The sequence below is a fragment of the Mesorhizobium bavaricum genome, assembly GCF_056781655.1.
Genome location: NZ_CM165566.1, coordinates 6,723,327 through 6,748,074 on the forward strand (window position 1 = coordinate 6,723,327; position 24,748 = coordinate 6,748,074).

Genomic DNA, 24,748 nt, shown 5'->3' on the forward strand with positions numbered 1-24,748 from the left:
CACTCACGGCGCGTCCGCCGTCTCCCGAAACTACGATACCACGAGTCACCTGCGCGAACCACTTGCGGCAAAGAGGCTATCGAGCGCCGTTGTCGTTTCAAATCAAACAAAGACCAAAGTGGAATTCGTCGAGTTTCCCCGAGGAGGCCTATTCCGTGGGCACGATCTTGATGCGCGAGCTCTATGCCGTGCGCCCGTGTCAGGCCGGTCATCGGGTCCATCGCCGTCAGGCTGGCCCACCAACGGAAAAAAGCTGCAAGCTCCCTGCAAGCCCGGCAATTTCCGTGGCACCGCGCTCTTCAAACATCAGGCCGGAGCCAACCACGAGATCACGAACCGTCCGCGAGGCAATGATCTCGCCTGGGCGCGCATGATCGAGCAGCCGCGATGACAGCTCGATCGCGACGCCGGTGAAATCATCACCGCGCACTTCACATTCGCCCGTATGGACTGCCGAGCGGACCTCAAGACCGGATGGTCTCAGGCGTTGACGGATCGCGATCGCGCACTGGATCGACCGGGTCGGCCGTTGGAAAACGGCGAGAAATCCGCTTGCGGAGCGCTTGATTTGTCTTCCTTCGGCAAAGAGCACTTCGCGGCGGATCGCTTCGGAGTGTCGCTCAATCAGATCTGCGCCGGCATCAGAATGCGGCCCGCCTATCTCCAGGGACAGCACCGATACCAGAACCCCCTCGCCCGGCGCTGCCGGCAAGGCGCCGGTGACGAATGCCTGGATCTCATCGACGAGGCGATCGGAATTCTCGCCCCAGATCACGTGATCCCGACCGGCAAGCTCAGTATATCTGGCGCCTTCAATATGCGTTGCCAGGTAGCGTCCTTCTTCCCGCTTTACCCAGCGGTCGCCCGTCGCCTGCACGATCAGTGTCGGAACGTGAATGGCCGGCAGAATGTCGCGAACGTCGATTTCGGTCCCCCAGCGCCACAGTGCTATCGCGTCGGCGGGAGAGGCTGAATTCCTGAGGTAAGCGGCGAACCATTCTCTCTCGAAACTGTCGCTCATCAGACTAGGCGCCGCGTTGCTCATGTCCGCCGGCTCTCCCCACTCCCTCTCGACGACGGCCAGATCTTCTTCCACCTGCACGCTTGTTTTCGCCCAAGGGTAATCCTTCGACCATCTGCCGCTGGCATAGGCTCCGTTGAGCACGAGTGCCGCCGTGCGCTCGGGATACGTCGCCGCGAACAGAATGCACATGGGGCCGCCCTCGGAACTGCCGAACAGGACCGTGCGTTTCGAGCCGACCGCATCCAGCACCGCCCGCACGTCTTCCATCCGCTCTTCCATCGTCGGCAGACCGACATTGCGGTCTGACAGCCCGGTGCCGCGCTTGTCCATGCGGATCAGGCGGCAAAAGCTGCCGAGGCGCCGGAGCACGTGCGCCAGCCGCGGTGACGACCAGGCAAGGTCGAGGTTGGAGACCCATCCAGGCACATATATCAGGTCGATCGGGCCGTCGCCGGTCACCTGATAAGCGATGTTGATCCCGGCCGATTTGACGTAGTGCGTTGAGGGCCTGACGGACTGATCTGAGAAATCCGGACGCTCATCGGCTAGGGATCGCGTCTGTGGCGAAGTTGAACCTCTGGGTTGTGGTAAAGCCGCATCCGACGTCATGCGGCGCGCTCGAAGGTCGTCATACAGCTTCCGGGTTTCGGGCTCGGGTCGCACGTCGAGCTGCCGCTGCAGGGCATCGCGGCAGCGCTCATATTGTTTCAGGGCCAGGTTGACGCGGCCCTGGGCTACATAGGCTCGCATCAGCGCGCGGTGGATGTCTTCCCGTAGCGGTTCTAAAGCCAACAAGCGCGTCGCCGCCCGAACGGATGATGCAAGATCGCCTGCTGCGGAATGGTGGACGACCAGCTTCTCCAGCACCGCGATGACGATTGCCCTCAATCGCTCGCGCTCTAACCTAAGCCAATCTTCGAACGGCTCCTCCTTCAGACCGAAGCCTTCGAGGAGGTCGCCACGATAGACGTTAAGCGCCTGCTCGAGCTGCTCGGGGGCGGAATCAGCGGCCAACGCCTCGAACCGCGCGACATCGAAATCGAGATCGTCGAGATTGAGGCTGATGGTGTCGCCCTCGGTGAGGAACCTCCCGCCCCCGGATGCGTGCGTCGCCTTCCTGACGGCAGACAAGGCCTGCCGCAGGTTCGTCCGGGCCTGGGACTCACTGTTGCAACCCCACAAAAGGGAAGCGAGCTTCTCGCGCGACTGCGCGTGTCCGGACTGCAGGGCGAGGTAAGCCATCATGGCACGCGCCTTGCGGCTGAGGAGCGGAACCGTCGCTACATCGCTGGCAAAATCGAAACCACCGAGCAGACAGAGATGAAGGTGCGCCATCGAATCCGCCACAGCCATAGCTCCACCGGCAATCATTTCCCCTACCCGCCTTTGTTTCAACCGCGATTTTGCCGGCGTGACGCTTTTCACGAATCCATCACACCGGTTCCAACGCATTTCTCACGGGCGGTGGAGGAGATTGTCCGGATGAGGCAGCCCTTGTCTCAGGAGGATGCTATGCAACACCCCAACGAGTGGCCTATTTGGCATGATGATCCCGGGCAGAGCCCGCGGCCGCGCTACGCGGCTGCGCCGTTTCGCCACGATATCGCGCTCGCGCGCTACCTTGAGAAGCAGCGGGCCGGCCGAGAATCAACGGCGCGCTCGTTCGATCTCCGGACGAGAACGATCCGCACTTGTGTGCTGATAGCAGATGCCGGGAGAGATTTTCTCAGGCGCTTGGTCGCTCCCGTCGGAGCAGCCGAGAAATTGAAAGGTTGTCACCGTCGATAACCCAATCGTTGGAATGATCGGCTCGATTGTGCCTGCGAGAGGGCGTGCAACGGAATAGCAGGCAGGTTGGCGGCAGTGGCTAGCGTTCGCCACTCCTGCGTTACGAGCCCCGTCATTTGCCGAAGATCCCGCGAAGACCTGGCATCGCTGTTGCGAGCCTGGGAATGGAAGCTGCCACTTGCCTCCACTGCACCATTGCCGTTCCTGACAGCCGACGATGGGAGGTATGCAAAAGGAGGGCGCGTGAACTGGCTCTAGATCCCGCGAGTTGCCGGCTTGCAGTGCGCTTTCCATTAGCATATTCTAATTTATTTGATCGAGATTGCGACGCAACAAGTGGAGAGGGCTATGGGCAGGTATCTGTGGTTAGGGCTGGCGATAACATGCTCGGGAATACTTTTGGACACCGTCGCCGCCGAGGCAAAAGCCTTCAAAAACTTCCAGGGCAAAGAATGCAGACCCGACTACAAACGGCTTTGCCCAATGACACCGATCGGCAAATGTGATCTTCAAAGCATGATCGATCAGCTGTCACCTGCATGCAAAACTTTCGTCGAGAAGCACAAATAATAGTTGCAACGAATCCGCTCGCTGACCGTATCCACACCTCTGTGTGACGCGACGACGTCACATCTGACGACGCTTGTGTCCCCCTGCAGAGCGTGCTGAGACACGCCTTGCGAGGGCGATTTGAAGTTGGAACTCTCTCGTTTTCTGTTTTGACCACAGGGCTGCCAGGAATTCTGGTGATCGCAAGCCAGCCTTGACGGTTCTTTCGGCGTCAGCCTGGACAAACTGTTTCGAGAAGTCGGGGCCATTCCCGACGACGTCGAGACTCCTAGTGTCGAAGAGCACCGGATGCGTAACAACCACCTGTCCGCTCGGTTAGCCATCTGCGCGTGAGAAATATCTCCGAAACGTCTCGTTTCAAAGGCTTCGGGAAGATGGCTGATTGCTGGAGCAGGAGGCCCCTGCCAGCGGGCCGACAGCCTGACGGAGTATGTTCGATTGACGGTCGGGGCCTGACCCGATTGGGCGGGCAAGCCGGTCGTTGCCTGCCAACCACTTCAGCGATTTCAAGGGGATAGGCTGGTGCTGCGAGAGAGGATTGAACTCTCGACCTCTCCCTTACCAAGGGAGTGCTCTACCACTGAGCTACCGCAGCAACGGACGCCTCAATAGCCGCAGACGCCTTGAATTGCAAGGCGTTGAAGCCACCTTCAATACCCTGCGCGGTTTTGGCTCGATGTAACCAGTGTGGCACCGTACGGGCACGGAACATCGCCCAGAAGACACCGTCCGAGGGAGAGCTACACCGTTTTTGCAACCACGTCGGTGCCAATCTGGATGCGAAGTGAAATAAAGCCCGTACTAGCCCCCAGCCTCACGGAAGCCTCCGTGCGCGCCTGCCGCGAACATTCCGTCAAGCCAGCTCGCGCGCGATAGTCCTTCCCCTAGCGGAACTGGAGATCCAGCGATTGAGAGAGGCCATGTGAATCCATGCCCGCTGTTTAAGGGGCAGTCATCGCGATACCGCAATAGGTGGGAAACTGTTTACTCATTAGGCGGGCGACCACGCCTCGCGTCATGCCTGGAATCGAACTGGGCGGAACCTTTGCGAGCATGGAACCTTCTCCTTTGTGACCCAAGGGAGGAAACCAATGGCAAATCTGGGAAGACTGGCTGTCGCAATGCTTGGCGTTCTGGCCTACCAAAACCGCGACAAGATCGGAGACTTGATCCGCGGCGATCCCAACAATCCGCAAGGCGGGCTCATGGATCAGCTGTCCAAGGGTGTGTCTGGGACGGCGCTTGGGGACATCCTCGACCGCTTCAGAAATGCAGGAGTGGGATCGAAGGTAGATTCGTGGGTTCGTACCGGACCCAACGACCCAATTGAACCAAAAGATGTGGAGACAGCAATCGACGAGGACACGCTCACTTCTCTTTCGCTCCAGACCGGTCTGTCGCGCAATGAGTTGATAGCGAGGATCACGAAAGACTTGCCCGAAGCAGTCGACAAGCTGACGCCAGAAGGCGAACTGCCGGTTGCAAATCCTCCCCAGACCGATGAGCCTTCACTCCTCGATCCGGTACCAACACACATCCCCCCGGCCGGACGACCTAAGACGCCGTAGGACTGGATTCTTCCTATGATCGGCAGAGGTCCGAACCTGCACCCACTTTAGGAGATGTAGCGGACCCATCTGGCCCTGCCCGCAGTAAGGCGGGAAGGATAATTTCATGGATACGGGAGCCATCCAGCGGAAAGAACTTGGGCCCGACGAGCGTCGGGAACGGCGGAGGCTGCGCAGAGAGAAGCAGCGAATTGAAAACGTTGGACGTGCCGAAAAAATGCATGTTGCCCGCTTATCCGAGCCAACAGCAGAGCGTGGGCATATCGTGTCGGCTTTAGTAGCTTCTGCCTATGTCGGCTGCTCGGGATGGTTTTACTGGAAATGGCGGGGGCAGTTCTACCCGACGGATCTGCCCACGGACAAATGGTTCAATCACTACGCGATGCGTTTCGATACTGTCGAAATCAATGCATCCTTTTATTCATGGCCAACCGTAACAAATGTCAGAAGCTGGGTTCGACAACCCGGCAAAAGCAGTTTCGTCTATACAGTTAAAGTCTGTGAGCTGATTACCCACATCAAGAGGTTTAAAGGCACCAAGACCCTCGTGATGGACTTTGGAATGATTGCCGATATCCTCGGTGAGCGAATGGGCTGTTTTCTATTCCAGCTCCCGCCCAGCTATCATTTCACAAAGGCGAGACTGAAGGGTATTCTCGGCCAACTCGACCCGGCCCGGCGCAATGTGGTGGAGTTTCGTCACGCCAGCTGGTGGAACGAAACTGTTTACTCGGCCTTTCGGGAGACGGGCACAATCTTTTGCTCATGCAGCGGCCCCCGACTTCCGGACGTCCTGGTGCGGACGGCCGATGAAGTGTACATGCGGCTCCACGGGCCAGAGCGCTGGTACCGGCATGATTACACCGGCGACGAGCTAACCAAATGGGCCGACAAAATCCGAACCAGCGGCGCAAAGAGAGCGTGGGTCTATTTCAATAACGACTATGAAGGCTTTGCGCCGAAGAATGCCCTAGCGATGCGACGCCTGCTAGAGGACCACCCTTGGCTATCGACCTAGCTAATAGCAGCGGCTGCGCCTGAAATCCCCTGCCAAGTGACCGTCTTCCCAATGATCAAGAGGGTGGGCCGCATCCGCGACGTCGCGGAACCAACCACACGCTGCTCGGCACGCTACAGCGCTAGGGGAGCGCGCCATCCCAGGCACGCCAAAGACAACAGCCGCGATCCGGATCTCGAGTGTCCATTCCCTGTGAGGGCCGATGAGATCGGCCGAACAGAGGCGCGAGGCGGACCGGATTTGGAAAGACGAGCAGCGAGCGCTCATATAAAGGCCGTCGCCGCCTCTTCCTACTGGCATCAGAAGCTCTTGGTCGCCGAGATGACCCGGCTCTCGCGATCGAGCAGCCGGGTCATAGGCTAAGATCAATAATCGTTGTTGTCGTCCTGGATGATGACGCGGCGGTGATGACGGCGTTCGATCGACCCGGTCGTGACCACTACGTGATCGCGGCGATGGTGCCGGCGCCAGGCGCGCTCGCCATTGTCGTAAAATGCCTGCTCGCCATGGTGGCGGTGATGGAGACGCTGTCCGTCCCGATAGATGACCACACGGTCGTTGTTGTGGTTGTTCCAATGATGATGACGATGATGACGATGGGTGTTGATGACGAACGAGTCCGCCGAAGCGACCGTCGGCGCGGCCAAGCAAAGCGCCAGCGCGCCCAGAATGAGGGTGGTTTTCATTGTCAGACCTCCAAGAATTTAAGATGCCCTTCGCGAATAAACCTCCGTGCCGGATTTTTGTTCCGGCTCATGTGCCGTCCTATCTATGGCGCCCAGCGTCACATGCCGAGAGGTGCCCAGATTCCAAATGATGAAGGAAGGCGGTCCGAGATGCGATCATCTCGTCGGTGACGCATTGACGACGACTGGCCTTGGCAAATTCGGCCACCGCCTCCTCAAGCTTCGCCGCTGCCGCATCGGCAACGTCGATGTGATGGATTGCAGTGTAGGTGAGCATCGCCAGCCGAGCTTCGCGAAACAGGCTACTGTTTTTGGCATTTCCGAAGTTGAAAGTTGCGATCATCGGACAACCTCACTAACGCGTCGGATTGAGCGCCGCCAAGCGCTGTTTGGCCTCGGCGACCCGCTGCTGCTCGGATCTAATGCGGCCGCAAATGGCCAGACTGAGACACACGCCGGAGTTTTCGTCGTTCAACAATTCGTTGGCGCGGTCGAGAGAACTCTCAGCACGCTGCACGCGCAGGCGAGCTTTCGCCAGTTCAAAATCAAGCACGTCGACCATCGTTCCGAATCCTTTCGGTGCGAGGTCCCTTCAATGGACCAACCTCCGTTGATCGCTTTGGTTCCTGCGACGTATTGGCCAATCACTCCCGCCAGCGTGAGCCCTCGACAGCGCGATCTCTCAATCGTCCGGGCTGCACGGCACTTGATGTCGTGTTCCGGGCTGCACGGCAATTGATGTCGCGGAACTTTGTTGGGTTGTGAGACGTTTCCCGCCGAACCAACTGCGGTTCGAGCAAAGGGGAAAACTATGGAGAATCCTGGCGTGGGTTGGATTGCGGCGATCGTCATCGGCGGTATCGCCGGATGGCTCGCCGAGATGTTCATGAAAAGCAACATGGGCGTGCTCATGAACATCGTATTGGGGATCGTGGGCGCCATTGTCGCCAACATCATTCTCGGGATCCTTGGCATATCTCTGAGCGGATGGCTTGGTTATCTGGTCGCCGGCTTTATCGGCGCGTGTATCTTGATTGCAGTCGCCCGACTAATAAAGCGCTGAGGCGAAGACCTTGAACCTTGCTTAAGCTGTGGCCTTCGCCCGTACGACATGTTCGGCGTCGCAACGCCCTGGCAACTTCAGTTTTTAGCGTGGTGATAGTCTTCCTTAGAGCACCAGGGGTCGATGGATCGAAAAACTCCGTGGCGCATTTACTCCACGGCTAATCGAGGCCTCAGGAGAGAAACAATGAAAAAGACCCTGCTCATTTTGAGCCTGCTCATTCCGCTCGGGGCATGCTCCCGCACTGAACAAGGCGCCGCCGTTGGCGGCTTGGGAGGTGCTGCAGTTGGCGCCGCTGTGGCTGGCGATCCGGTGCAAGGGGCGGTCGTTGGCGGTGCAGTCGGCGCGATAGCCGGTGCGGTGATCGGGCACGCCAGCGAGTCAGGCCAATGCAGGTATCGCGATCGTCATGGCCGCGTTTACATTGCACGGTGCCCGGACGGCTATTGACATTCAGGCGCGTGATCTCTGCAGATCACGCGCCCTCCATGGCTAGGACAATCACATGCTCAGTAAGCCGAAAAGTCTGCTTGGTGTCTGGTTCTTCCTTGTCAGCTCTGCCGCCACGAACCTTCACTATCGATTACGCGGCAACCCGACAGTACAACTCCAACACGAAGTCGCGTTGAGGGTGAAGCGCTGAAAAGGCGCAATGACCCGCCAAAGCTTCATGCTGGCGGATCGCCCCTATTGCTCGGGCGCACAAGCCGCCGGGGCACGATACCGGCGCATGTGTTGCCACGCGCCGCTAATCACTGAGTGGGCGGGTCGTCGGTGCCCTCAGAGCGACCGAAATGATCGCCAACCGCCGCCATTATCGCCAGGAATGCAGCGGAGTATCTCGCGAAACCGAACGCCTGGGCCGCCACAAGCTTGGCGCCATGCAAATGCTGACTGACAAAGTCGGAGGCCACTTCCTGGACTTCGCCCGACGCTTTCCCGAACAGCTCACGTTCTGTTGCGGTTGGATCAAACGACCGGCCAATCACGTGGCCAATCAATCGGTTTGGTTCGATCATCCGCATCGACCTTGCGCTGTATGCGCCGCCTCAACAGCCGCCGGGATGTATCCCGGCTTGTCTGGTCAACGTCCCGGTACGGGAGCGGTTCCGAGTTCAAGTGCCGGGCCAGCACGCATTGTTCGGTTCCAGCACTTCCGCCGGAGCGTTTGCTGCACTGGAGCCTTTGTCCGGGCTCCTCGTGCCCGTGCACGGACAAAGTGGGCCGTGTCCTGTGTCAGTCGGAAGCCCTTGCCCGCCCTGGCATTGACCAGGATGCGAGCCGCCGCAACGGTTTTTGCCTCTGGACAGGGCACGCCGGGTCAATTATCGGGTAAACCATGACGCACCAGGCGCACGCCTTCCACTTTACCACCGGTCGCTGACACGCGCCGTTCGCCGGCGCGCGCCGGCGGCCTTGAATGAACGCTTCTTCTCATTCACGGTAGGGATCAGATGCTCACCCGAAAAGACAAAAAAGCCGAATACGACTATATGCGATTCATCGAAAAGGTTGGAGAGCAGCCCGGCTATTACTGGCCGTATATGCCGGCGATCCAGCGGGGTTTAAAGGCCGGAACTATCCGGCGCGTTCTTGGTCCCCACGCTGACCATTTCGAATTGACGCAAGCAGGTCGCCACGTCTTCGAGAATGAAAAGCGCATAAAGGCGATCTAGGGCCAGCTTGGCGACCTCAGCCAGCCATGCCGGCGTCGCTATGCACGATAGCGTCTAGGATCGCCTCGTAGACGCTGCCGGTGTCTTCCTCGATCTCGGTGCTGCCGATGCCGACCGCCTTGGCGTCGGCGAACAGCTTCTGCGTCAGCTCGGCGACCGAGATGATGTCCGCACCGTCCGTGGCGGGAATATTGTTTGAAATCCACTTGTGGAGGAAGTTGTTGCCGCGTGTGCTCATCAGGCCACAAGCTCGCCGAACCGATTAGGTTCCGCGGAAGTAACCGCTGGCTTTCGTCATTTCTTCCTCATTGAAAGCCCGCGCCTCTGGCGGAGAACGCGGTCCGATCAGGTGGTGCGTAACCCGATCTTCGGTAGGGGAATGGGGGTGAGCATTGCTTGCCGCAAGCGAGAAACTTTTAGGGGTCGCTAATATTCCCTCGAAATGCTCCCCTGACGCTCGTCAGGGAATGTCAGAATGACTTAGGCGGTGCGTACAGGCAGATCGTAATGTCAGGGTTGCCAGAGGGGAAATCACTATGCCGGCCCGCCGTTACTTTTTGGGCATGGCACCAATGAAAACGCGTGTCGTGCGACTGACGTACCCTGCGGTCCGCGTAAGGCAGCAATTCGCCTGATGGCACCTTGAAGCCCTTGCTTGTTTCGCGAACGGCACCGTCTGCCATCGGTTCGCAGTGCTCGTCATGGCAGCACTGTTTTTCGTACCAATCACCATGTGCCGATGCCAAAGGAGTTCCGAAAGCGCAGGCCGCTGCTATGCTAGCGCCCAACCCGAATGCGCCGGCGCTCCCCCTCAATGACCAGATCATGAATTACATTAGGCTTATCTGATATGGGCGCAAGCGCAGCGGGAGCGGTGGTGACGCGGCTTTGGCAATAGCTCTCTACATAGCAGCCATCACCGCATCGATGCTCGCTGGCGCCGTCTGGCGCTACAGGCAGCGCGACATGGTGGGCATGGCCGCTTGCCTCTTGATGGCCGGCATGGGCGCCTTCCTGCTGATCCGCTAGCGCTTCGAAACAGTGCCTGGATGTCGAGCTTGGTCGATTTGGCGATGCTCCCGGCCGGGGTGAGGCTGCGCGAAAGTGAAATTGCCACCGGCCTATATTAGGAGCACATTATAGACGGGACTTGGGGGGCCTCACCCGTCTCTCCCGTCCAAGGGCCCGGCGTCTCGGAGTTCCCAAAGCCAACGGTGTCGGGCCCGCCCTGTGCTTCTTTGTCATCCCCAGTCTTGAATGCGCCGCACGATCCGCACCTGGTCGCCGATTTCCTTTGCCTTGGCCAGAGCCTTGTTTATGTCCGTCGTGGTCAGGAGCGCGCGCCAATGCGGCTTCTCGAATACGCTGACGATGTAGGTGGTTACCGGCTTCTCGGTCATGTCTTCGCCTGGTTAGAAGTAGTTACGGCGGCAGTATCGGCGATCTGCTGGGCGTGTTCCGTGGCGATTTTAAGCAAAGTTGTAGCCGTTTCTTGAGCGGTCCACCCTTCAGCCTCTGAGGCGGTCACCAAGGCCGAGAATGCGGCTTCCAATGCTACTTCACAGTTGACCGCGCGGTCTGGGTTACCCTCTGGCAATATCGGTGTTTCAACGGACAGGGACATGTGTGGGCTTTCTCAAAGAGGAAAGCCCGCGCCTCTGGCGGAGAGCGCGGGCCGATCAGGTGGACCGATCTTCAGCAAGCGATGCAGGGCACTGCCTGCTGCACGCACCAACCTGCGGAGGCGGCTAATGTTCCCTCAGGCCGGCGGCGTTTCGAAAGTCCGCTCCAGTCGCGATTGCGCTTGCGCCCGATCAGCCCCGGCTTGACCCATTGTGTCGCCGGCCGCTTCATGCCTCGTTCCGCGATCACACCATAGGCGTCTGCATCTAGATTATATTAGCTTGTGCTTGCGGACCTGTTCCCGCCTGGGCCGGCGTCCCTCCATCCCAACATCCTGCCCAACGGCGCGCCGCAGGAAGTGAAGAAGCATGAGCAGCTTAGGCTTATGGGTCGTGCTCGTGACGGCGACCGTGGCGATCCTGTACCTGTTGTCGTATGTCTCGATCAGGATGTAGGGCAGCAGCGCCCGGCCGCCGCCGCGCTGGCCCGCCTATGATGCGAAATACTTTGGCATCAAGATGTCGCCGGGCGTGACCATGACGACACAGGAGCGGGCCTACACGTCGCCGATCTGGTATACCCCGGCCGGCTAAGCAGGTCTCAAGCTCATGCAGTTGATGTTGCGGCAGGCGGACTATGCGACGACGCGAGCCACCCCGCTGGTCAGGACGTCGTTTACTGGTTCGCGCCCACGTTCAAACCAAGCATCGCCTTTGCGGGTTCAAGGTGGCTGCGCTGAAACAAAGGCTTGTGCCCCGACGCGCCTTGCGCTCAATGAGGAGCGTAAGGTCGTAGAACGCGGCGCGACCAAGAATGAGGGTCTTTGGCAGCAGCGGGAATAGCTGCGTCCAAGTCCAACCGAAACAAAAAAAGACCGCCGCAATTCACACGCCAGAACGGCGATGTCGATCCGGCAGAGAGGGTGATAACGCGATGTCTTCCTGCTGATGGAGCAGGATCCCCTTTTCGGCCAGTCGCTTGCGCCTCTGTTCGCGGAAGGCTGTCATGCCATAGCGGGTGATGCCATAGAACAACAGGCCTAAAATCAGGCCGAGTGGCACCGCGCCAAACAGCATGGGCTTCAAGACCGGTGCCCACAATTGCGAAATTGAAAGGGTCTGCAACATCTCACTCAAATGGACTGGTCGTTCGTGGCTTTGCATGTGGCCGTGCAACATGATCTTGCCGGTCTCCCAGGACGCTCCCACAACAAATGGGAGGGTCAGCGGATTGCCAAAAACAAACGTTCCTAACCCTGCCGCCACCATGTTTCCTGCGATCAGCCAGCACACGATGGCGGCAATGGCGAAATGGGACCCTAATGGAAAGAACGACGCGAAAACCCCAGCCGCCACCCCAGCCGCGACTGCATGTGGACTGGCGTTCAGCCGGAGAATGCGCTTTGAAAAATACTGAAGCGATCGCGAGAAAGAGCGGCGCGGCCACATATAAGTGCGTAAGCGCTCGAAGAGACCATCAGGATTTCGGCGTCTAAAGAGCACTCTCTTGCCCACTTCAGACGCGATCGGTTGAATGGATTGATCTCGCCTCTGAAAAAACGCAGTCTGTGCTGCTTTGTTCCGAATTTGCTGATCAGCCGGGAGACCAAAGCGGGAGCGCGGATAGTCGGGCTGCAGCCGGAAGCAACCAGGCTGAGAGCTCAGCATATTTTTGACCGAGTTGGACGGGTAAAGCGTCTGAGTATCGGCATTCCGCCAACCCCGCCCCTACGTCGTCGCCCCCGTTTTTCGGCTCCTCGCGCGATGACCCACGGCCCGACGGCGTGCAGCCGATGCCCGTGACAACGTCCAATGCATCATACACCTGTCCGGATCCGCAATGTTCCCTTCTTCGATTGCTGCACGCAATGTCACGCTGAGAGCGCCCCGTGAGTTTGACGCTGACCTGAGTTAGGTATGAACGCTCTGGAGGACTGCAAGGGGTGTGGAATTTGACCCGCAAACAAGATCACTTCTGCGGCAGCCCGAGGCTCGCGAGGTTCGCGATTTCGTGCTCGACGATCATCGGATCGCTGTAGAAGGGCAGCTCGCGCCTACGTGCGGCTCCACGGGGCTGGTACCGTCATGATTACACCGGCGACGAGCTATCCAAATGGGCCGACAAAATTCGCGTCAGCGGCGCAAAGAGAGCGTGGGTCTATTTCAGTAACGACTATGAAGGCTTTGCGCCGAAGAATGCCCTGGCGATGCGACGTTTGCTGGAGGACCAACCTTGGTCCATCGGCCACCTAGAGGCAACAATCCTATTTCGGCTGCTGATGTAAAGCCCTTCACTCGGCACTTTCCCGCCAGCGCACTTTCTTGGAACCAGATCCAGCGCGCCGCATTCTCTTTGGATGGAAGGGCGAGGAGCGCAGCGTGAAAGCCTTGTTGGGAATAGCTGGAGGATTCTTGCTGACGCTTGCGGTCTTCACCAGCGGCCTTGCCTTCGCCACATGGCTTCTCGCGGCAAAGCCGGTGCGGCATGCAACACCCAGTATCAGTGTCGCTGATCTGTGGACTAGGGACGCGCGGCCCGTGAAGCCGGCGGCACAGTCCTTCGAGCGCATTCCGGCTGTGCAGGCTGAGGCACCCGACGCCGCCGCCGTCGCGAAAGCGGCACCCGACGCCATCGTTACTTCAGCCGTCCAGCCTTCGACGGACCAGGAGCAGACCTCCGCCGAACTGCCAGCCGCTCATGTCGAGTGGTGCGCGAGCCGCTACCAATCATACCATCCGAGCGACAACAGCTACACGTCCTATAGCGGGCAACAGCGCCGTTGCATCTCGCCCTATGCCGACGTCGCCACCCCGCAGCCGTCCGATGCCGTCGGCTACGTTGAGGCAAACTACGCTTCGATGGATGGCTACGCTTCAACGGACGAGGTCCACCCCCAGCTTTCGCCCGACCACATTGACTATTGCTTCAGCCGTTACCGCTCCTATCGGCCCGAAGATAACACCTACCAGCCCTATTCCGGCGGCCCACGTAGGCAGTGCCAATAAGCGAGCTTGACGAACGGTGACTATCGGTCGTCTAAACCGATGGTCACGGGTCGGAATCCTGTCTGGACCGCAAATAATTTCAAAAACATAGGGCTTTGGCGCGGTGCTTTCCTGAAGTGCGTTGCCAACCCGAACCGACCTTCTCGGACCGAAACATGCGTCTGTGTTGATCAAATGACAAAATCGAAAGCAACCGCGACTGATCAGTTGTCCTCGCCCCGTCTCACCGTGGCTTTCGAGGGCTTGTCATTCACTGGGGCGACAAGTCACTTATGAACTTAAGCGAGAGTAGCCCAACCGGCGGGGTCATCCTCCGCGCTTCCAGCGCGCTGCTGGCGCTGGGCTTAATCGTGCTGATAGGCATCGTCGCTGCCACTTACCTGCTCGCCGAGCGCTCGCGCACAAGTTTCGATGAGGTGATTGCCGCGCGCGACACGCGAGCCACCGCCGTCGATGTCCGAAATTCACTGCTCGCCGCAGAATCCAGTCAGCGCGGTTTCGTCTACAACGGCAATGAAATCTATCTCGCGCCGTACGATACGGCGAAATCGCTTGCGCTGCGCCGGTTCGAAAAGCTGCAGCGGCTGCTTACCGAAGATCCTGGCGCGGCCACCTCGCTCGACCGGCTGAAGAATATCATCAGCGAAAAATTTGCCGAGATGGACAAAACGGTCGCTCTGAAGCGCCAGCGGAAGGACGACGCTGTGGCGGCGATCATCGGTTCCAACCGTGGCAAGGCCCTGATGGACGAGGCCAACGTCTTCTTCAACGGCATCATCCTCGCCGCTGACGACCGGCTGACCGCACGTGTGGCGGAGCAGCGGTCCTATTTCGCGTGGCTGCGATTGATCACCATCGCTGGCGGCATAGCGATCGTGATCGTTGTCGGGTTCGCCTGGGCTTCAGTCTTACGCCACACGCGCGAGCTCAGTTCGGCCCAGCGGGATCTCGAAGCCCTGAACAGCGGCCTGGAAGGCCGGGTCCGGGAGCGTACCGCCGACCTCGTGCGGGCCAATGAGGAGGTCCAGCGCTTCGCCTATATCGTCACCCATGACCTTCGCGCCCCTCTGGTCAACATCATGGGTTTCACCAGCGAAGTTGAAGCGGGCGTCGCTAGCATGCAGACGCTCATCGAAAAGTCCGGCATCGGCTCAGACGCGTCCGATCCGGTTGTTGCCAATGCCAGGATGGCAGCCGCGGAGGACCTGCCGGAAGCCATCAGCTTCATCCGCTCTTCAACCCGCAAGATGGACGGGCTTATCAATGCCATCCTTCAGCTCTCCCGCGAGGGCCGCAGGCCGCTGCGGGCTGAAACCATCCAACTCGCCGAACTAATCGAAAGCAACACCTCCAGCTTCCAACATCAGGTCAAGGAGGCTGGCGGTGAGATCAATGTCGATCTCAGCGTCGCCAAGATCGAGACGGACCGCCTTTCGCTTGAGCAGACTTTCGCCAACCTTCTCGACAACGCCATCAAATACCGCTCGCGTGAGCGGCCGCTTCGCATCAATGTCGGTGCCAAAAAAATCCCCGGCAACCGCGTCGCCATCGAGTTCGAGGATAATGGCCGCGGCATCGCCGACCAGGACGCGGAGCGCATATTTGAGCTCTTCCGTCGATCAGGCCCGCAGGACCAGCCCGGCGAAGGCATCGGCCTAGCACATGTGCGATCCGTCGTGCGTAGGCTCGGCGGCGACATCAGCGTAAAATCAGCGCTCGACGTTGGCACGACTTTCAGGATAGAGCTCCCGCTCAGCGCCAATTTTACTGAAAGAGCGTTTCGATGAGACAGGCCGGCAAACCTGTAACGATCGTCATGATCGAGGATGACGAGGGCCATGCCCGACTCATCGAAAAAAACATCCGCCGTGCGGGGGTGAACAACGACATCGAAGGTTTCGCCGACGGTTCCACGGCGCTGGCCTATCTGCTTGGACCCGACGGATCCGGCGAGGTAAGCGTAGGCCGGCATCTTCTCGTCCTACTGGACCTGAACCTTCCGGATATGACCGGCATCGATATCCTGCAGCGTATCAAGGCCAACACGCACCTGAAACGAATTCCGGTGGTAGTTCTGACAACGACGGACGACAGCCGCGAGATCCAGCGGTGCTACGACCTCGGCGCCAATGTATACATAACCAAGCCGGTAAACTATGAAGGCTTCGCCAACGCCATCCGTCAGCTGGGCCTTCTGTTCACGGTCATCCAAGTACCGGAAACAGCCTGAATTCGATGACGGAAGACGCGCCGACCAAGGTCCTGTACATCGACGACGACGACGCGCTTACGCGTCTGGTGCAGAAAAAGCTCGGCCGGCTGGGTTTCCTCGTCGAGCATGCGTCCGGCCCGGACGAAGCTTTGGCCCGCCTCGACGAAGGCGGGTTTGACGTTCTCGCGCTCGATCATTATCTGGGAAGAGGTACGGGCCTCGAATTCCTGGCGAGGCTGGCCTCCCGCACCGGCGCGCCCCCCACTGTCTATGTGACCGGTTCGTCCGAGATGAGTGTAGCCGTTGCCGCGCTTAAGGCCGGCGCCAGCGATTTCGTGCCGAAGACAATCGGGGAGGACTTCATATCCCTACTGGCTTCCGCCCTCGAACAGGCGGTTGCCAAGGGACGACTGGTTGCCGAGAAGGAGGCGGCCGAGGCTGAGGTTCGGGTGGCGCGCGACCGCGCCGAGCTCTTGCTTGCCGAGGTCAATCACCGCGTCGCCAACAGCCTTGCAATGGTCTCGTCGCTGGTGAGCCTGCAGGCCAATGTCTTGACCGACCGGGGCGCGAAGGATGCGCTTGCCGAAACTCAAGCGAGGATCTTCGCCATATCTTCGGTGCACAAGCGCCTCTATACCTCCCGCTCCGTAGGCATCGTCGAGCTTGATGAATACCTTGGCGGCTTGCTGGAAAACCTTAGCGGATCGATGCGGGGACAGGGCCATGGCGCTACCCTGATCAGCGATCTGGCGCCTTTGACACTCGGCACCGATGCCACGATCAATCTCGGGGTCATTGTCACCGAACTGGTCACCAACGCGTTCAAATATGCATATCCTGACAAATCTGGCGAGGTCCGTGTGCGGCTACGCGAAGACGGCGAAGGGCGTGCGCTGCTTACCGTTGAGGACGACGGCGTGGGTAGCAGCGACAACACTGTCAAGGGCACCGGGTTGGGTACACGCATCGTCAAGGCTATGGCGAAAAGCATCAACGCCGATGTGGCTTATGAGGGACGCAATCCCGGAACGGCTGTGACGCTGACTTTCGCCTTGCAGTAAACTGCGACTGGCGACAGCCAGCGCCTTTATATTAGCACTTTTGAATTTGGTCTCGGCCATGCAACGATGCACCGCCGCCATTGTCGGCGAGGAGATTCGATGGATCCGCTATTCCGTGAGCTTGCCAAGCGGCGCGTCGAACCGCTTTTGGTGGTCGCCGCGATTCTTCTCGCTACGACCTTTGCCGCCGCGGTGGATGGGCCGCCGGGCATCACCACGCCGAAGGTCTTGAAGTCTTATGATCCTGCCGCGCCGCGCTGCTCGAAGCCCGTTGACCTGAAGCCCATTCTGGCGTTTGCCAAGGACAATGAGCGCGAGTTTATCGAGGGGATTGATCATGGCCTGGCGCAGGCGGCAAAGGACAGTGGCCTGGAGTATCGTGTCGTGCTCGCCGCCAATGACAGTGCCAAGATGATCAATGACGTCGAGACGCTGCGAGCCGATCGGGTTGGCGGCATCGTCGTCTCTCCCGTTGACCCGGCTGCATTGGCTACAAGCCTGCAAAGGGCGATGTGGTCGGGGACCTACGTCAGCACTGTCGTCGCTCCGCCAGCGACCTCGCTGCTCAACGCGCCACAGTATTTGACCGGTAAGGAACTGGGCGACGCAGCCGTCGCGTATATCCAGGAAAAACTCGGGGGGCGGGCCGATGTTGTGCTGCTGACCCAAGACAGCCTGCAATTTCTCACGCCGCGTTTCGTGGCCATCCGCGATGCGCTCGATACGTTGCCGGACGTGCGCATCGTGGCTGATATCTCCCCCAGTCCTGTGAGCAAGGAGGGTGGTTTGGCGACGATGCGCACGGTTCTTCAAGCACATCCGCATGTCGACGTAGTGCTGGGCGCAGACGGTGTCGTGCTAGGCGCCTTGCAGGCGTTGCGGGAGGCCGGCAAGGACAGGCCGGACCAGTTTATCGGGGGGATTGACGGCGAGCCGGAGGCAATTGCCGAGATAAAGAAGGGCGGTCCTTACAAGACGACAATCAGCTTGAATTCGCCGGTGTTCGGCTACGCGATGGGCCAGCATGCGGCGGACTGGCTCGAGGGAAAACAAATACCTCAGGCAATGGATATCCTGCCGCACATGATCAATGCGCAGAATCTTGGCGAATACCAGCATGATCTCACCGATCCTGGTTCAGTATACGCCGATCCGGCCCGCAGAGACGAATATTTACGGATGTACGGCAACATTTGCTACGATAGCCGCGACCAGTACGTGAATTTCCCTTGGTCGTCTGAGGCCAGATAATCCAGGCAGGTCTTTCAAAATTCGGATGCCGCCAAGTCGTCGCTGCCCGACAACGCTAGCACCGTCGATATCGGCACAGCCCAAGAGACCGCCGTTTCGGCACGCCGGCGTGGCGCTCGATGTTATCCAAATGGGAGGGTGGCCCGCGCCGACCAAGCGGGGCCACCCTGGAGTTTACTGAGCAACAATTATCCGCTGTTTGTCGCGGTTCTGTGCATAGGTGCCTTTGTCATAAGCGGTCTGCGCTTCAAGCTGGGCCTTGGTGAAATTCGTGTAGAGATACCGATTCCCGTCCTTGTCGGACAGGAACTTCAATTTTTCCAAGCCTACAGCAACTTGCTTTTCGCCCATGCCTAGGAATCCGCCGACCTCGACAACGACGGCATCCACCTTCTTGTCGCCGCCCAGGACCACGTCTCCGATCTCACCGACTTTTGCATCGTCCGCACCATAGACGGTGGTCCCGATGAAATCCTTAGTGCTAATTTTGTCCATCGGCATCTCGGTCAGCGATGACTTGTCGATAGCAGCCGTTTGCGTCTTATCTGTCGTGGCCGGGGCCGGCTCGCTAGGCGCGGTGGCGGCGACACCGTTGGTGTTCGATGCCGATGCGGCGTCGTAGACTTTCAAGTCAAAATCGGGCTGCGCTTGCAGGTCTTCCTTGGTTGTCTTTGCCACCAGCCAGCGCTCACCCTTCTTCTCCACCCATTCGGCCTTGCTAAAATCATAGGCGACGTTTTTTTCGCCGATTCCCAAAAACCCTCCAACGCCGATCACGATGTACTTGGCTTTGCCGTCCTTGGAGAGCACTACGTCTCTTACATCGCCGATCTTCTGGGCATTGTCCGCGGCGCTGTCGTATACATCGGCGCCGATGATTTTGGTCACGAGACTGCCATCAGCAACGGCCGCTGGCGTTGCAGAAGTCTGCAGAGCACTGGCAGGTTTGGAGGCGTCTTCGGCCATAGCGCCGCTGACCCATAGTCCAGATGTCAGAAGCGTGGCTATTGCTGTGGTAGCCAAAAGTTTGCTGATCATGGTACGTTTCCTTGTGCGTTCGCATTGATGCACGCCGCGTTTGGCTAAACCGTTGCAGGGAGGCTGAACGCGGCATCTTGCGACCTGACAACTTGCCGCATGATGCGAAGTTCCCTTTAGGATTTTGCGTGGCGCCTGAGATGGTCGTTCAGTTTGAGTCATCAGGGGCTGTGATTGCTTTCGCCGTCAGTAGGGGTTTGCCAGCCTACGAAATGCAGCGTGAGCCCCGCACCAGCGCGATCTCGCAATTGTTCCGGGCTGCACGGCAGTTGATGTCGCCGAGCCCGCCGCCGCCGGCACCAAAAGAGTTTCAAACCGTCATTAGCTTCTTCACCTGCTTCAAGTCGTCTAGGAACCGCTCTCGTTCTGCTTCCTTGGCGGCCGGCTCCTGAATGCGCAGGATGAAGGAAGGGTGGATCGTGATGAACACGCGCAGGCCATCCTCGCGCTCGATCACCTGGCCGCGCATCTTTGTCACCGGTATCGCCTTGCCGAGCAGGGACAAAGCCGCCGTTGCACCGAGCGCCACGGCAAGGTCGGGCTTGATCATCTCGAATTCCCGGTCGATCCACCAGCGGCAGGCTTGGACCTCGCCGGCATTCGGCTTGGAGTGGATGCGACGCTTGCCGCGCGGCTCGAACTTGAAATGCTTGACCGCGTTGGTGACGTAGACCTTCTGCCGGTCGACCCCGGCATCGTCCAGTATCGCTTCGAACACCTTGCCGGCCGGCCCGACGAAAGGTTTGCCAGTGAGATCTTCCTGATCGCCCGGCTGTTCGCCGACGAAAACCACCGTCGCGTTGTCAGGCCCTTCGCCGAACACCGTCTGCGTCGCTTCGCGCCATAGCGGACAGCGCCTGCAACCCTTCGCCACTTCGCGCAGTTCGGAAACAGTACTCGCCCCGTTCTCCATCACTTCGGCAGGCTCACGCTTCGGCCAATGCCTTGCCTGCACCTTCGCGTGGTGTGGCGCCGGCGTTGTCGGCATTCTGGCAATCATATCCATGGTGGCCTTGCCCGCTCCCGCGATCAGTTCTGGAATGAGCGACGCCTCGGGAAGGTTCCGCCAATATTTCTTCGGCATCTCCTTCTGCATGGCTTTCACCTTGAGCCGCGCCGGATTGAAGATGTTCGCGAAATAGGTCAGCCACAGCTGCTCGGTATCGTCTTCAGCCGGCACTTCGCCCTGGGCAGCGCCCCGGCCGATGGCCAACCTTTCGCCATCCCAATCGGCGGACGCATGTGGTGTCAAAATGGTCCAGCGCATGCCGGTGAATCGTTTGACAAAGAAAGCCGCGTTGCGCTCGACGATGAAATGGTCCGGCTCGAACCAGGCGACATAGCGCTCCTCGTTGCCACCGCCGATCTTCCGAAACCGCACGAAGGCGCGCATCTTGTGGACGTCGCGGCGTACCGCTTTCACCATGGTTTCGAGGCGCCTGGTGTCGGCATCCGATGCTATGGCCAGCAGTTTGGGCTCGGTGCGCAGTCGCCAGAGCAACCGATAGAGAAAAGCGAACCGGGTGGGGTTGGAATGGCAGAAGGCCGTTTCGGCATGGTCGATGAACGCGCGTGGAACGTCGAGCCGGGCACCGGCGGGAATAGCGGGCAATCTATTGTCGTACAGAGCCCGACCGAGCTCGACCTGCCAGCTGATGTCCTCGGGCCTGACCTCGTTCAGCGCCAACCGCCGTGCCGCATCGCGCCAGCCGGCAAAATCGGTCTCGCCGCTTAGCTGCACGCTGTTTCGAGCGAGGTTGAGCTGAACCGACTGCATGGTCAAAACAGCGACAGCTGTTCGCAGGAGCGCACGATGGTGTCGCGCAGCCCGGCCTTGTCGGTCAGTCCGCCCGGGGACCAGCCTTCGGCGATGATGAATGGCCGCAGCTTGGCAATCGATTGACACAGGCGCCCGACATCTTCGAGCCGCAGCGCTCGGTGGCGGCGGGTCTCCAGGATTTTCGCGATCACCTTGGTGCCGAGGCCGGGAACGCGCAGCAGGGCTTCGCGGTCGGCGCGGTTGACGTCGACCGGAAACTGCCCCCTGTTGCGCAGCGCCCAGGCCAGTTTCGGGTCGATGGCGAGGTCGAGCATGCCGTCGCTGCTGCCGGCCAGGATTTCCGGCTGCGAAAACCCATAGAAGCGCATCAGCCAATCGGCCTGGTAAAGCCGGTGTTCGCGCATCAAGGGCGGCTTCTGCAGCGGCAGCGACGACGACGAATCCGGGATCGGGCTGAAGGCGGAATAGTAGACGCGCCGCAAATGGTAGCTACCATAGAGCCGCGCGCTGGTGTGCAATATACCGTCATCGGAGGTCGTGTCGGCGCCGATGATCATCTGCGTCGACTGGCCGCCTGGCGCAAAACGTTCGCGCTTTTTGGTCCGTAACGTCGGTTCGGCTTTCTCCTCCATCTTCTGGCGCAGTCTGGCCATCGACAGCCTGATCGTTTCCGGCTTCTTCTCCGGCGCCAGTCTTTTCACCCCTTCGTCGGTCGGCAGCTCGACATTGATCGACAAGCGGTCGGCATAGAGCCCCGCCTTCTCGACCAGTTCAGCCGAGCTTTCGGGGATGGTTTTCAGATGAATGTAGCCTGAAAACTTTTCCTCCAGCCGCAGCCGCCGTGCCACCTCAACCATCTCGCCCATGGTCTCGTCCGGCGAGCGGATGACGCCCGACGACAGGAACAATCCCTCGATGTAGTTGCGTCGGTAGAAATCCAGGGTCAGCTTCACCACTTCGTCGATGCTGAAGCGTGCGCGGCGCACATTCGAGGATGAGCGGTTGATACAATAGCTGCAATCGTAGATGCAGAAATTGGTGAGCAGGATTTTCAGCAGCGAAATGCAGCGGCCATCCGGCGCGTAGGAATGGCAGATGCCCATGCCTTCGGTGGAGCCGATGCCACCGGATTTCAGTGAATCGCGCTTGGCCGAACCCGACGAGGCGCAAGAGGCGTCGTATTTGGCGGCGTCGGCCAGGATTGCAAGCTTATCGCGCACAGGAACTGCTACCATAAGTTCACGATATGTTCTATGCAGCTGTCGCGCTATTGCATTTGACGTAGTCCGTGAAAAAGTGATCGACGGCGCCTTAGCGCGTTGGTACGTTTCCGACAAATTGCCTGTTCATCGACTTGAAATGCGATTACGGTACCCATCAAGAGCGACCCGTTAAACGGACCGGCCTCTCGACCATCTAAAGATGAGAGAGCGCCATGGACCCCACCGAGCTTAAAGAAGTACTTAATTTTACGCTCTCCATGCTGGGTAAAATTCGCAAGGCGGTCGCGGCCAGCGGCCATATTGATGTCTTGATAGATATCGATTCGCTCGTCGGCTTAGCGGCTGAAGAAACGAGGCGTAGAATCGCTTCATCGGCAAAAGCGCCGCCGCAATCAAACCAGTCCGGCAATCCAAATCCGACCAACGTTGATCGCTAGGCCATCAGCGAGCTGCCAGCGATGGGTAAACATCCAAAGATAGACGTTCCGGCTTCTGCCATATTGCAGCTCGGGCAGCGCGTAACTCGGAAGGACAGCGCAGGGTGTGGCACGGTCGTTGAAGCCAATGGCCAAGTCAAAGGGAAGTGGGACGGCGGAAGGACAAGCTACTTCCGACGCGGCGCACAAGGTAACGTTCGCTCGTCTACGAATTCAAAGCCTTAGTTGGCGAAGCCCGCCACTTAGGAAGTCGTGACGGGCCGACCAAGTTTGCCCTTGGTCAGCGGTGCTACCCAAGAGAGGACGCCGCCAGGGACTCGAGCTGTTCCGATTGGGGATAAAAAAGCCCGCCACCGTGGATCAGGTGACGGGCCCAGAAATAGCCAGGTCGGGACTTCAACTGGCCGGTGTGGAAACGTGGTTCATTAGCTGCGGCTAGTTCGCACCGCCGAGCTGCGGCTAGTTCGCACCGCCGAGCTGCGGCTAGTTGGCACCGCCGAGCTGCTTGGTCATCTTGCAGAAATTGTCGTGCGCTTTGGCAATGGCCTCGTCGCCGCATTCCTTCATCATGGATGCGCGGTCTTCTTCCTTCATGGCCATCCAGGCGGTCTTGAATTCCGCCTCTGACTTCATGGTCTTCATGCCGGCATCGGTGAAGAACGGCGACATCTTCGCCGGGTCATCGAGCGCCGAGGTTCCTGTGCTAGAACCAGCAAGTGCCGAGGCCGTCATCATCGCTAGCGCCACGGCGCTCATCGTAAGCATCTTCGTATTCATGAAAATTCCTCCGGGTTGAGAGGTCGCTATAGATTCGACCTGAATCAACAAGCTCCCGAATGGAATGTAGTTCCCCGTGGAAAAGGGCCCTACGGGCGGGCAGGGTCTGGAGTGCGCTTGGATCAACCAGCACAAGGTCAACGAGCAGCGGACGGGTTGGTTGCTAGGTGGCTTGGCCCGACTTGGGACGAGTGCCAGTTTCTCGGCTCTGGAGAAGTCCGAACGGAAAAGACATCTGGAACATCCCTCGCCCGACGACGTTCCGCCTTCTGTGAAACGAAGGAGGTTTGTATCATGGACTGGAACCGCGTCGAAGGAAACTGGAAGCAGGTCAAGGGTAAGGTCAAGGAACAGTGGGGCAAACTCACTGATGATGACCTCGATCGCATCGCTGGCAAACGCGATCAACTCGAAGGAAAGATTCAGGAACGCTACGGCATCGAAAAGGATCGAGCCCGTCGTGATATTGATGACTGGTATGGACGGCAGGGGTGGTAAGTTCGAACCGGGTCGTGTTGGGTGCCTAGGTATGAGTCAGGCCTGATCCCCTAGATCGCCCGCAGCTCCGCTCACGGCAGCTGCGGGCAGTGCTGGCTTAGGCCGCTAAGGCATCATTTCGATCTATGGTTTGTCTCGGATCCTTGTGACAGTCGCGGATCACGTCGCGTATCTAGGCGGACTGCTTCCGTCGGGTGGGCTCGATCTCATTCGCTACCAACTGCAGGCCCTGGCCAAACAGAAACCGAGCGCTCTCGGAACCGGCTTCCTCATCGGCCTTGGCATCGCGCGTCGACGTCTTCCATCCGCGTGTTTATTTGAGGCATCTGTGGCCGGCAAAACCCCTCGCCCGACCGACAAAGCCGGAGCGTAGCCATGCCGCCCAAGCCAGAGCCAAGCGAAGAACCGGCGGTTGATGCGCCGACCTGGACGCCAGACGTGCGTGAACCC

The 24,748-nt window shown here is 59.2% G+C and carries 26 protein-coding genes, 1 tRNA gene and 2 pseudogenes; 15 read left to right on the top strand and 14 right to left on the bottom strand.

Features of this window, described 5'->3' with window-relative positions:
- Positions 1-226: 226 nt before the first annotated feature.
- The gene (locus AC1RZR_RS32485; protein ID WP_481827183.1) at positions 227-2,449 is read right to left on the bottom strand and encodes an alpha/beta fold hydrolase; all 2,223 of its coding nucleotides are present in this window, start codon (positions 2,447-2,449) and stop codon (positions 227-229) included.
- A gap of 1,453 nt (positions 2,450-3,902) precedes the next feature.
- A tRNA-Thr gene (locus AC1RZR_RS32490) sits at positions 3,903-3,977 on the bottom strand.
- A 496-nt stretch (positions 3,978-4,473) separates the two neighbouring features.
- Between AC1RZR_RS32490 and AC1RZR_RS32495 the strand changes: the two genes are divergently transcribed.
- Together AC1RZR_RS32495 and AC1RZR_RS32500 are read left to right on the top strand one after the other, a co-directional pair.
- Positions 4,474-4,950, top strand: a complete 477-nt coding sequence (locus tag AC1RZR_RS32495; RefSeq protein ID WP_481827184.1) for a YidB family protein — start codon at positions 4,474-4,476, stop codon at positions 4,948-4,950.
- A gap of 106 nt (positions 4,951-5,056) precedes the next feature.
- Positions 5,057-5,968 (top strand): DUF72 domain-containing protein, encoded by a 912-nt coding sequence (locus AC1RZR_RS32500; RefSeq protein WP_481827185.1) that lies wholly within the window; start codon positions 5,057-5,059, stop codon positions 5,966-5,968.
- Between the two features lie 365 nt (positions 5,969-6,333).
- On the opposite strand, the gene AC1RZR_RS32505 is transcribed toward AC1RZR_RS32500, so the two are convergent.
- The 3 genes from AC1RZR_RS32505 to AC1RZR_RS32515 all read right to left on the bottom strand — a co-directional run bounded on the left by AC1RZR_RS32505 (position 6,334) and on the right by AC1RZR_RS32515 (position 7,216).
- Complete coding sequence (locus AC1RZR_RS32505) at positions 6,334-6,654, bottom strand: hypothetical protein (RefSeq protein WP_481827186.1); 321 nt, start codon at positions 6,652-6,654, stop codon at positions 6,334-6,336.
- 79 nt (positions 6,655-6,733) lie between these two features.
- Positions 6,734-6,997, bottom strand: a complete 264-nt coding sequence (locus AC1RZR_RS32510) for a hypothetical protein (protein ID WP_481827187.1) — start codon at positions 6,995-6,997, stop codon at positions 6,734-6,736.
- Positions 6,998-7,009: 12 nt separating this feature from the next.
- Positions 7,010-7,216, bottom strand: coding sequence for a hypothetical protein (locus AC1RZR_RS32515; protein WP_481827188.1), 207 nt, complete (start codon positions 7,214-7,216; stop codon positions 7,010-7,012).
- Positions 7,217-7,465: 249 nt separating this feature from the next.
- On the opposite strand from AC1RZR_RS32515, the gene AC1RZR_RS32520 reads away from it, so the two are divergent.
- Both AC1RZR_RS32520 and AC1RZR_RS32525 read left to right on the top strand, forming a co-directional pair.
- Complete coding sequence (locus AC1RZR_RS32520; RefSeq protein ID WP_481827189.1) at positions 7,466-7,717, top strand: GlsB/YeaQ/YmgE family stress response membrane protein; 252 nt, start codon at positions 7,466-7,468, stop codon at positions 7,715-7,717.
- A gap of 186 nt (positions 7,718-7,903) precedes the next feature.
- Positions 7,904-8,167 (top strand): YMGG-like glycine zipper-containing protein, encoded by a 264-nt coding sequence (locus AC1RZR_RS32525; RefSeq protein WP_481827190.1) that lies wholly within the window; start codon positions 7,904-7,906, stop codon positions 8,165-8,167.
- A gap of 302 nt (positions 8,168-8,469) precedes the next feature.
- Here the strand turns inward: AC1RZR_RS32525 and AC1RZR_RS32530 are convergent, their stop codons facing one another.
- Positions 8,470-8,736 carry a hypothetical protein gene (locus tag AC1RZR_RS32530; protein ID WP_481827191.1) on the bottom strand — a complete coding sequence of 89 codons (267 nt, stop codon included), beginning with the start codon at positions 8,734-8,736 and terminating at the stop codon, positions 8,470-8,472.
- A gap of 435 nt (positions 8,737-9,171) precedes the next feature.
- Between AC1RZR_RS32530 and AC1RZR_RS32535 the strand changes: the two genes are divergently transcribed.
- Positions 9,172-9,393, top strand: a complete 222-nt coding sequence (locus tag AC1RZR_RS32535) for a hypothetical protein (RefSeq protein ID WP_481827192.1) — start codon at positions 9,172-9,174, stop codon at positions 9,391-9,393.
- 16 nt (positions 9,394-9,409) lie between these two features.
- On the opposite strand, the gene AC1RZR_RS32540 is transcribed toward AC1RZR_RS32535, so the two are convergent.
- Positions 9,410-9,631: a DUF768 domain-containing protein gene (locus AC1RZR_RS32540; protein WP_481827193.1), complete on the bottom strand. Its 222-nt coding sequence runs from the start codon at positions 9,629-9,631 to the stop codon at positions 9,410-9,412.
- Between the two features lie 650 nt (positions 9,632-10,281).
- Here AC1RZR_RS32540 and AC1RZR_RS32545 point away from each other — a divergent pair.
- Complete coding sequence (locus tag AC1RZR_RS32545; RefSeq protein ID WP_481827194.1) at positions 10,282-10,422, top strand: hypothetical protein; 141 nt, start codon at positions 10,282-10,284, stop codon at positions 10,420-10,422.
- Between the two features lie 212 nt (positions 10,423-10,634).
- Here the strand turns inward: AC1RZR_RS32545 and AC1RZR_RS32550 are convergent, their stop codons facing one another.
- Positions 10,635-10,793: a hypothetical protein gene (locus tag AC1RZR_RS32550; RefSeq protein ID WP_481827195.1), complete on the bottom strand. Its 159-nt coding sequence runs from the start codon at positions 10,791-10,793 to the stop codon at positions 10,635-10,637.
- On the bottom strand, positions 10,790-11,017 hold the full coding sequence (locus AC1RZR_RS32555) for a hypothetical protein (RefSeq protein ID WP_481827196.1): 228 nt from the start codon (positions 11,015-11,017) through the stop codon (positions 10,790-10,792). Before AC1RZR_RS32555 ends, AC1RZR_RS32550 begins: the two co-directional genes overlap by 4 nt.
- Before the next feature lie 469 nt (positions 11,018-11,486).
- Here AC1RZR_RS32555 and AC1RZR_RS32560 point away from each other — a divergent pair.
- Positions 11,487-11,609, top strand: a pseudogene (locus AC1RZR_RS32560) (DUF3604 domain-containing protein); the annotation flags it as partial.
- A 291-nt stretch (positions 11,610-11,900) separates the two neighbouring features.
- Here the strand turns inward: AC1RZR_RS32560 and AC1RZR_RS32565 are convergent.
- Entirely contained in the window at positions 11,901-12,518 is a 618-nt protein-coding gene (locus AC1RZR_RS32565) for a DUF2062 domain-containing protein (RefSeq protein ID WP_481829172.1), read from the bottom strand.
- Positions 12,519-13,078: 560 nt separating this feature from the next.
- Between AC1RZR_RS32565 and AC1RZR_RS32570 the strand changes: the two are divergent.
- From AC1RZR_RS32570 to AC1RZR_RS32595, 6 genes and pseudogenes are all read left to right on the top strand, one after another.
- Positions 13,079-13,300 (top strand): annotated as a pseudogene (locus AC1RZR_RS32570) (DUF72 domain-containing protein); the annotation flags it as partial.
- A 127-nt stretch (positions 13,301-13,427) separates the two neighbouring features.
- Positions 13,428-14,021: a BA14K family protein gene (locus AC1RZR_RS32575; RefSeq protein WP_481827197.1), complete on the top strand. Its 594-nt coding sequence runs from the start codon at positions 13,428-13,430 to the stop codon at positions 14,019-14,021.
- A gap of 272 nt (positions 14,022-14,293) precedes the next feature.
- Complete coding sequence (locus AC1RZR_RS32580; protein WP_481827198.1) at positions 14,294-15,808, top strand: sensor histidine kinase; 1,515 nt, start codon at positions 14,294-14,296, stop codon at positions 15,806-15,808.
- The gene (locus tag AC1RZR_RS32585) at positions 15,805-16,251 is read left to right on the top strand and encodes a response regulator (RefSeq protein WP_481827199.1); all 447 of its coding nucleotides are present in this window, start codon (positions 15,805-15,807) and stop codon (positions 16,249-16,251) included. The genes AC1RZR_RS32580 and AC1RZR_RS32585 overlap by 4 nt, the downstream gene beginning before the upstream one ends.
- Positions 16,252-16,256: 5 nt before the next feature.
- A complete protein-coding gene (locus tag AC1RZR_RS32590; protein WP_481827200.1) occupies positions 16,257-17,294 on the top strand; it encodes a sensor histidine kinase in 1,038 nt (345 codons plus the stop codon).
- Positions 17,295-17,393: 99 nt separating this feature from the next.
- Positions 17,394-18,545 carry a sugar ABC transporter substrate-binding protein gene (locus tag AC1RZR_RS32595; RefSeq protein ID WP_481827201.1) on the top strand — a complete coding sequence of 384 codons (1,152 nt, stop codon included), beginning with the start codon at positions 17,394-17,396 and terminating at the stop codon, positions 18,543-18,545.
- A gap of 174 nt (positions 18,546-18,719) precedes the next feature.
- Here AC1RZR_RS32595 and AC1RZR_RS32600 read toward each other — a convergent pair whose 3' ends face one another.
- The 3 genes from AC1RZR_RS32600 to AC1RZR_RS32610 form a co-directional block, all read right to left on the bottom strand.
- Positions 18,720-19,583, bottom strand: coding sequence for a PRC-barrel domain-containing protein (locus AC1RZR_RS32600; protein ID WP_481827202.1), 864 nt, complete (start codon positions 19,581-19,583; stop codon positions 18,720-18,722).
- A gap of 310 nt (positions 19,584-19,893) precedes the next feature.
- A complete protein-coding gene (locus AC1RZR_RS32605) occupies positions 19,894-21,360 on the bottom strand; it encodes a UdgX family uracil-DNA binding protein (RefSeq protein ID WP_481827203.1) in 1,467 nt (488 codons plus the stop codon).
- 2 nt (positions 21,361-21,362) lie between these two features.
- Positions 21,363-22,598, bottom strand: coding sequence for a putative DNA modification/repair radical SAM protein (locus tag AC1RZR_RS32610; protein WP_481827204.1), 1,236 nt, complete (start codon positions 22,596-22,598; stop codon positions 21,363-21,365).
- Between the two features lie 200 nt (positions 22,599-22,798).
- On the opposite strand from AC1RZR_RS32610, the gene AC1RZR_RS32615 reads away from it, so the two are divergent.
- Positions 22,799-23,023 (top strand): hypothetical protein, encoded by a 225-nt coding sequence (locus AC1RZR_RS32615; protein ID WP_481827205.1) that lies wholly within the window; start codon positions 22,799-22,801, stop codon positions 23,021-23,023.
- Between the two features lie 483 nt (positions 23,024-23,506).
- On the opposite strand, the gene AC1RZR_RS32620 is transcribed toward AC1RZR_RS32615, so the two are convergent.
- The gene (locus AC1RZR_RS32620; RefSeq protein WP_481827206.1) at positions 23,507-23,800 is read right to left on the bottom strand and encodes a hypothetical protein; all 294 of its coding nucleotides are present in this window, start codon (positions 23,798-23,800) and stop codon (positions 23,507-23,509) included.
- Positions 23,801-24,094: 294 nt separating this feature from the next.
- On the opposite strand from AC1RZR_RS32620, the gene AC1RZR_RS32625 reads away from it, so the two are divergent.
- Entirely contained in the window at positions 24,095-24,298 is a 204-nt protein-coding gene (locus AC1RZR_RS32625) for a CsbD family protein (RefSeq protein WP_091586081.1), read from the top strand.
- Positions 24,299-24,748: the final 450 nt, after the last annotated feature.

Bases quoted from the DNA above. Each gene is read 5' to 3' on its own strand.
- AC1RZR_RS32495 (WP_481827184.1), top strand. From the start codon at position 4,474: ATGGCAAATCTGGGAAGACTGGCTGTCGCAATGCTTGGCGTTCTGGCC.
- AC1RZR_RS32500 (WP_481827185.1), top strand. From the start codon at position 5,057: ATGGATACGGGAGCCATCCAGCGGAAAGAACTTGGGCCCGACGAGCGT.
- AC1RZR_RS32505 (WP_481827186.1), bottom strand. From the start codon at position 6,654: ATGAAAACCACCCTCATTCTGGGCGCGCTGGCGCTTTGCTTGGCCGCG.
- AC1RZR_RS32510 (WP_481827187.1), bottom strand. From the start codon at position 6,997: ATGATCGCAACTTTCAACTTCGGAAATGCCAAAAACAGTAGCCTGTTT.
- AC1RZR_RS32515 (WP_481827188.1), bottom strand. From the start codon at position 7,216: ATGGTCGACGTGCTTGATTTTGAACTGGCGAAAGCTCGCCTGCGCGTG.
- AC1RZR_RS32520 (WP_481827189.1), top strand. From the start codon at position 7,466: ATGGAGAATCCTGGCGTGGGTTGGATTGCGGCGATCGTCATCGGCGGT.
- AC1RZR_RS32525 (WP_481827190.1), top strand. From the start codon at position 7,904: ATGAAAAAGACCCTGCTCATTTTGAGCCTGCTCATTCCGCTCGGGGCA.
- AC1RZR_RS32530 (WP_481827191.1), bottom strand. From the start codon at position 8,736: ATGATCGAACCAAACCGATTGATTGGCCACGTGATTGGCCGGTCGTTT.
- AC1RZR_RS32535 (WP_481827192.1), top strand. From the start codon at position 9,172: ATGCTCACCCGAAAAGACAAAAAAGCCGAATACGACTATATGCGATTC.
- AC1RZR_RS32540 (WP_481827193.1), bottom strand. From the start codon at position 9,631: ATGAGCACACGCGGCAACAACTTCCTCCACAAGTGGATTTCAAACAAT.
- AC1RZR_RS32550 (WP_481827195.1), bottom strand. From the start codon at position 10,793: ATGACCGAGAAGCCGGTAACCACCTACATCGTCAGCGTATTCGAGAAG.
- AC1RZR_RS32555 (WP_481827196.1), bottom strand. From the start codon at position 11,017: ATGTCCCTGTCCGTTGAAACACCGATATTGCCAGAGGGTAACCCAGAC.
- AC1RZR_RS32580 (WP_481827198.1), top strand. From the start codon at position 14,294: ATGAACTTAAGCGAGAGTAGCCCAACCGGCGGGGTCATCCTCCGCGCT.
- AC1RZR_RS32585 (WP_481827199.1), top strand. From the start codon at position 15,805: ATGAGACAGGCCGGCAAACCTGTAACGATCGTCATGATCGAGGATGAC.
- AC1RZR_RS32590 (WP_481827200.1), top strand. From the start codon at position 16,257: ATGACGGAAGACGCGCCGACCAAGGTCCTGTACATCGACGACGACGAC.
- AC1RZR_RS32595 (WP_481827201.1), top strand. From the start codon at position 17,394: ATGGATCCGCTATTCCGTGAGCTTGCCAAGCGGCGCGTCGAACCGCTT.
- AC1RZR_RS32600 (WP_481827202.1), bottom strand. From the start codon at position 19,583: ATGATCAGCAAACTTTTGGCTACCACAGCAATAGCCACGCTTCTGACA.
- AC1RZR_RS32605 (WP_481827203.1), bottom strand. From the start codon at position 21,360: ATGCAGTCGGTTCAGCTCAACCTCGCTCGAAACAGCGTGCAGCTAAGC.
- AC1RZR_RS32610 (WP_481827204.1), bottom strand. From the start codon at position 22,598: ATGGTAGCAGTTCCTGTGCGCGATAAGCTTGCAATCCTGGCCGACGCC.
- AC1RZR_RS32615 (WP_481827205.1), top strand. From the start codon at position 22,799: ATGGACCCCACCGAGCTTAAAGAAGTACTTAATTTTACGCTCTCCATG.
- AC1RZR_RS32620 (WP_481827206.1), bottom strand. From the start codon at position 23,800: ATGAATACGAAGATGCTTACGATGAGCGCCGTGGCGCTAGCGATGATG.
- AC1RZR_RS32625 (WP_091586081.1), top strand. From the start codon at position 24,095: ATGGACTGGAACCGCGTCGAAGGAAACTGGAAGCAGGTCAAGGGTAAG.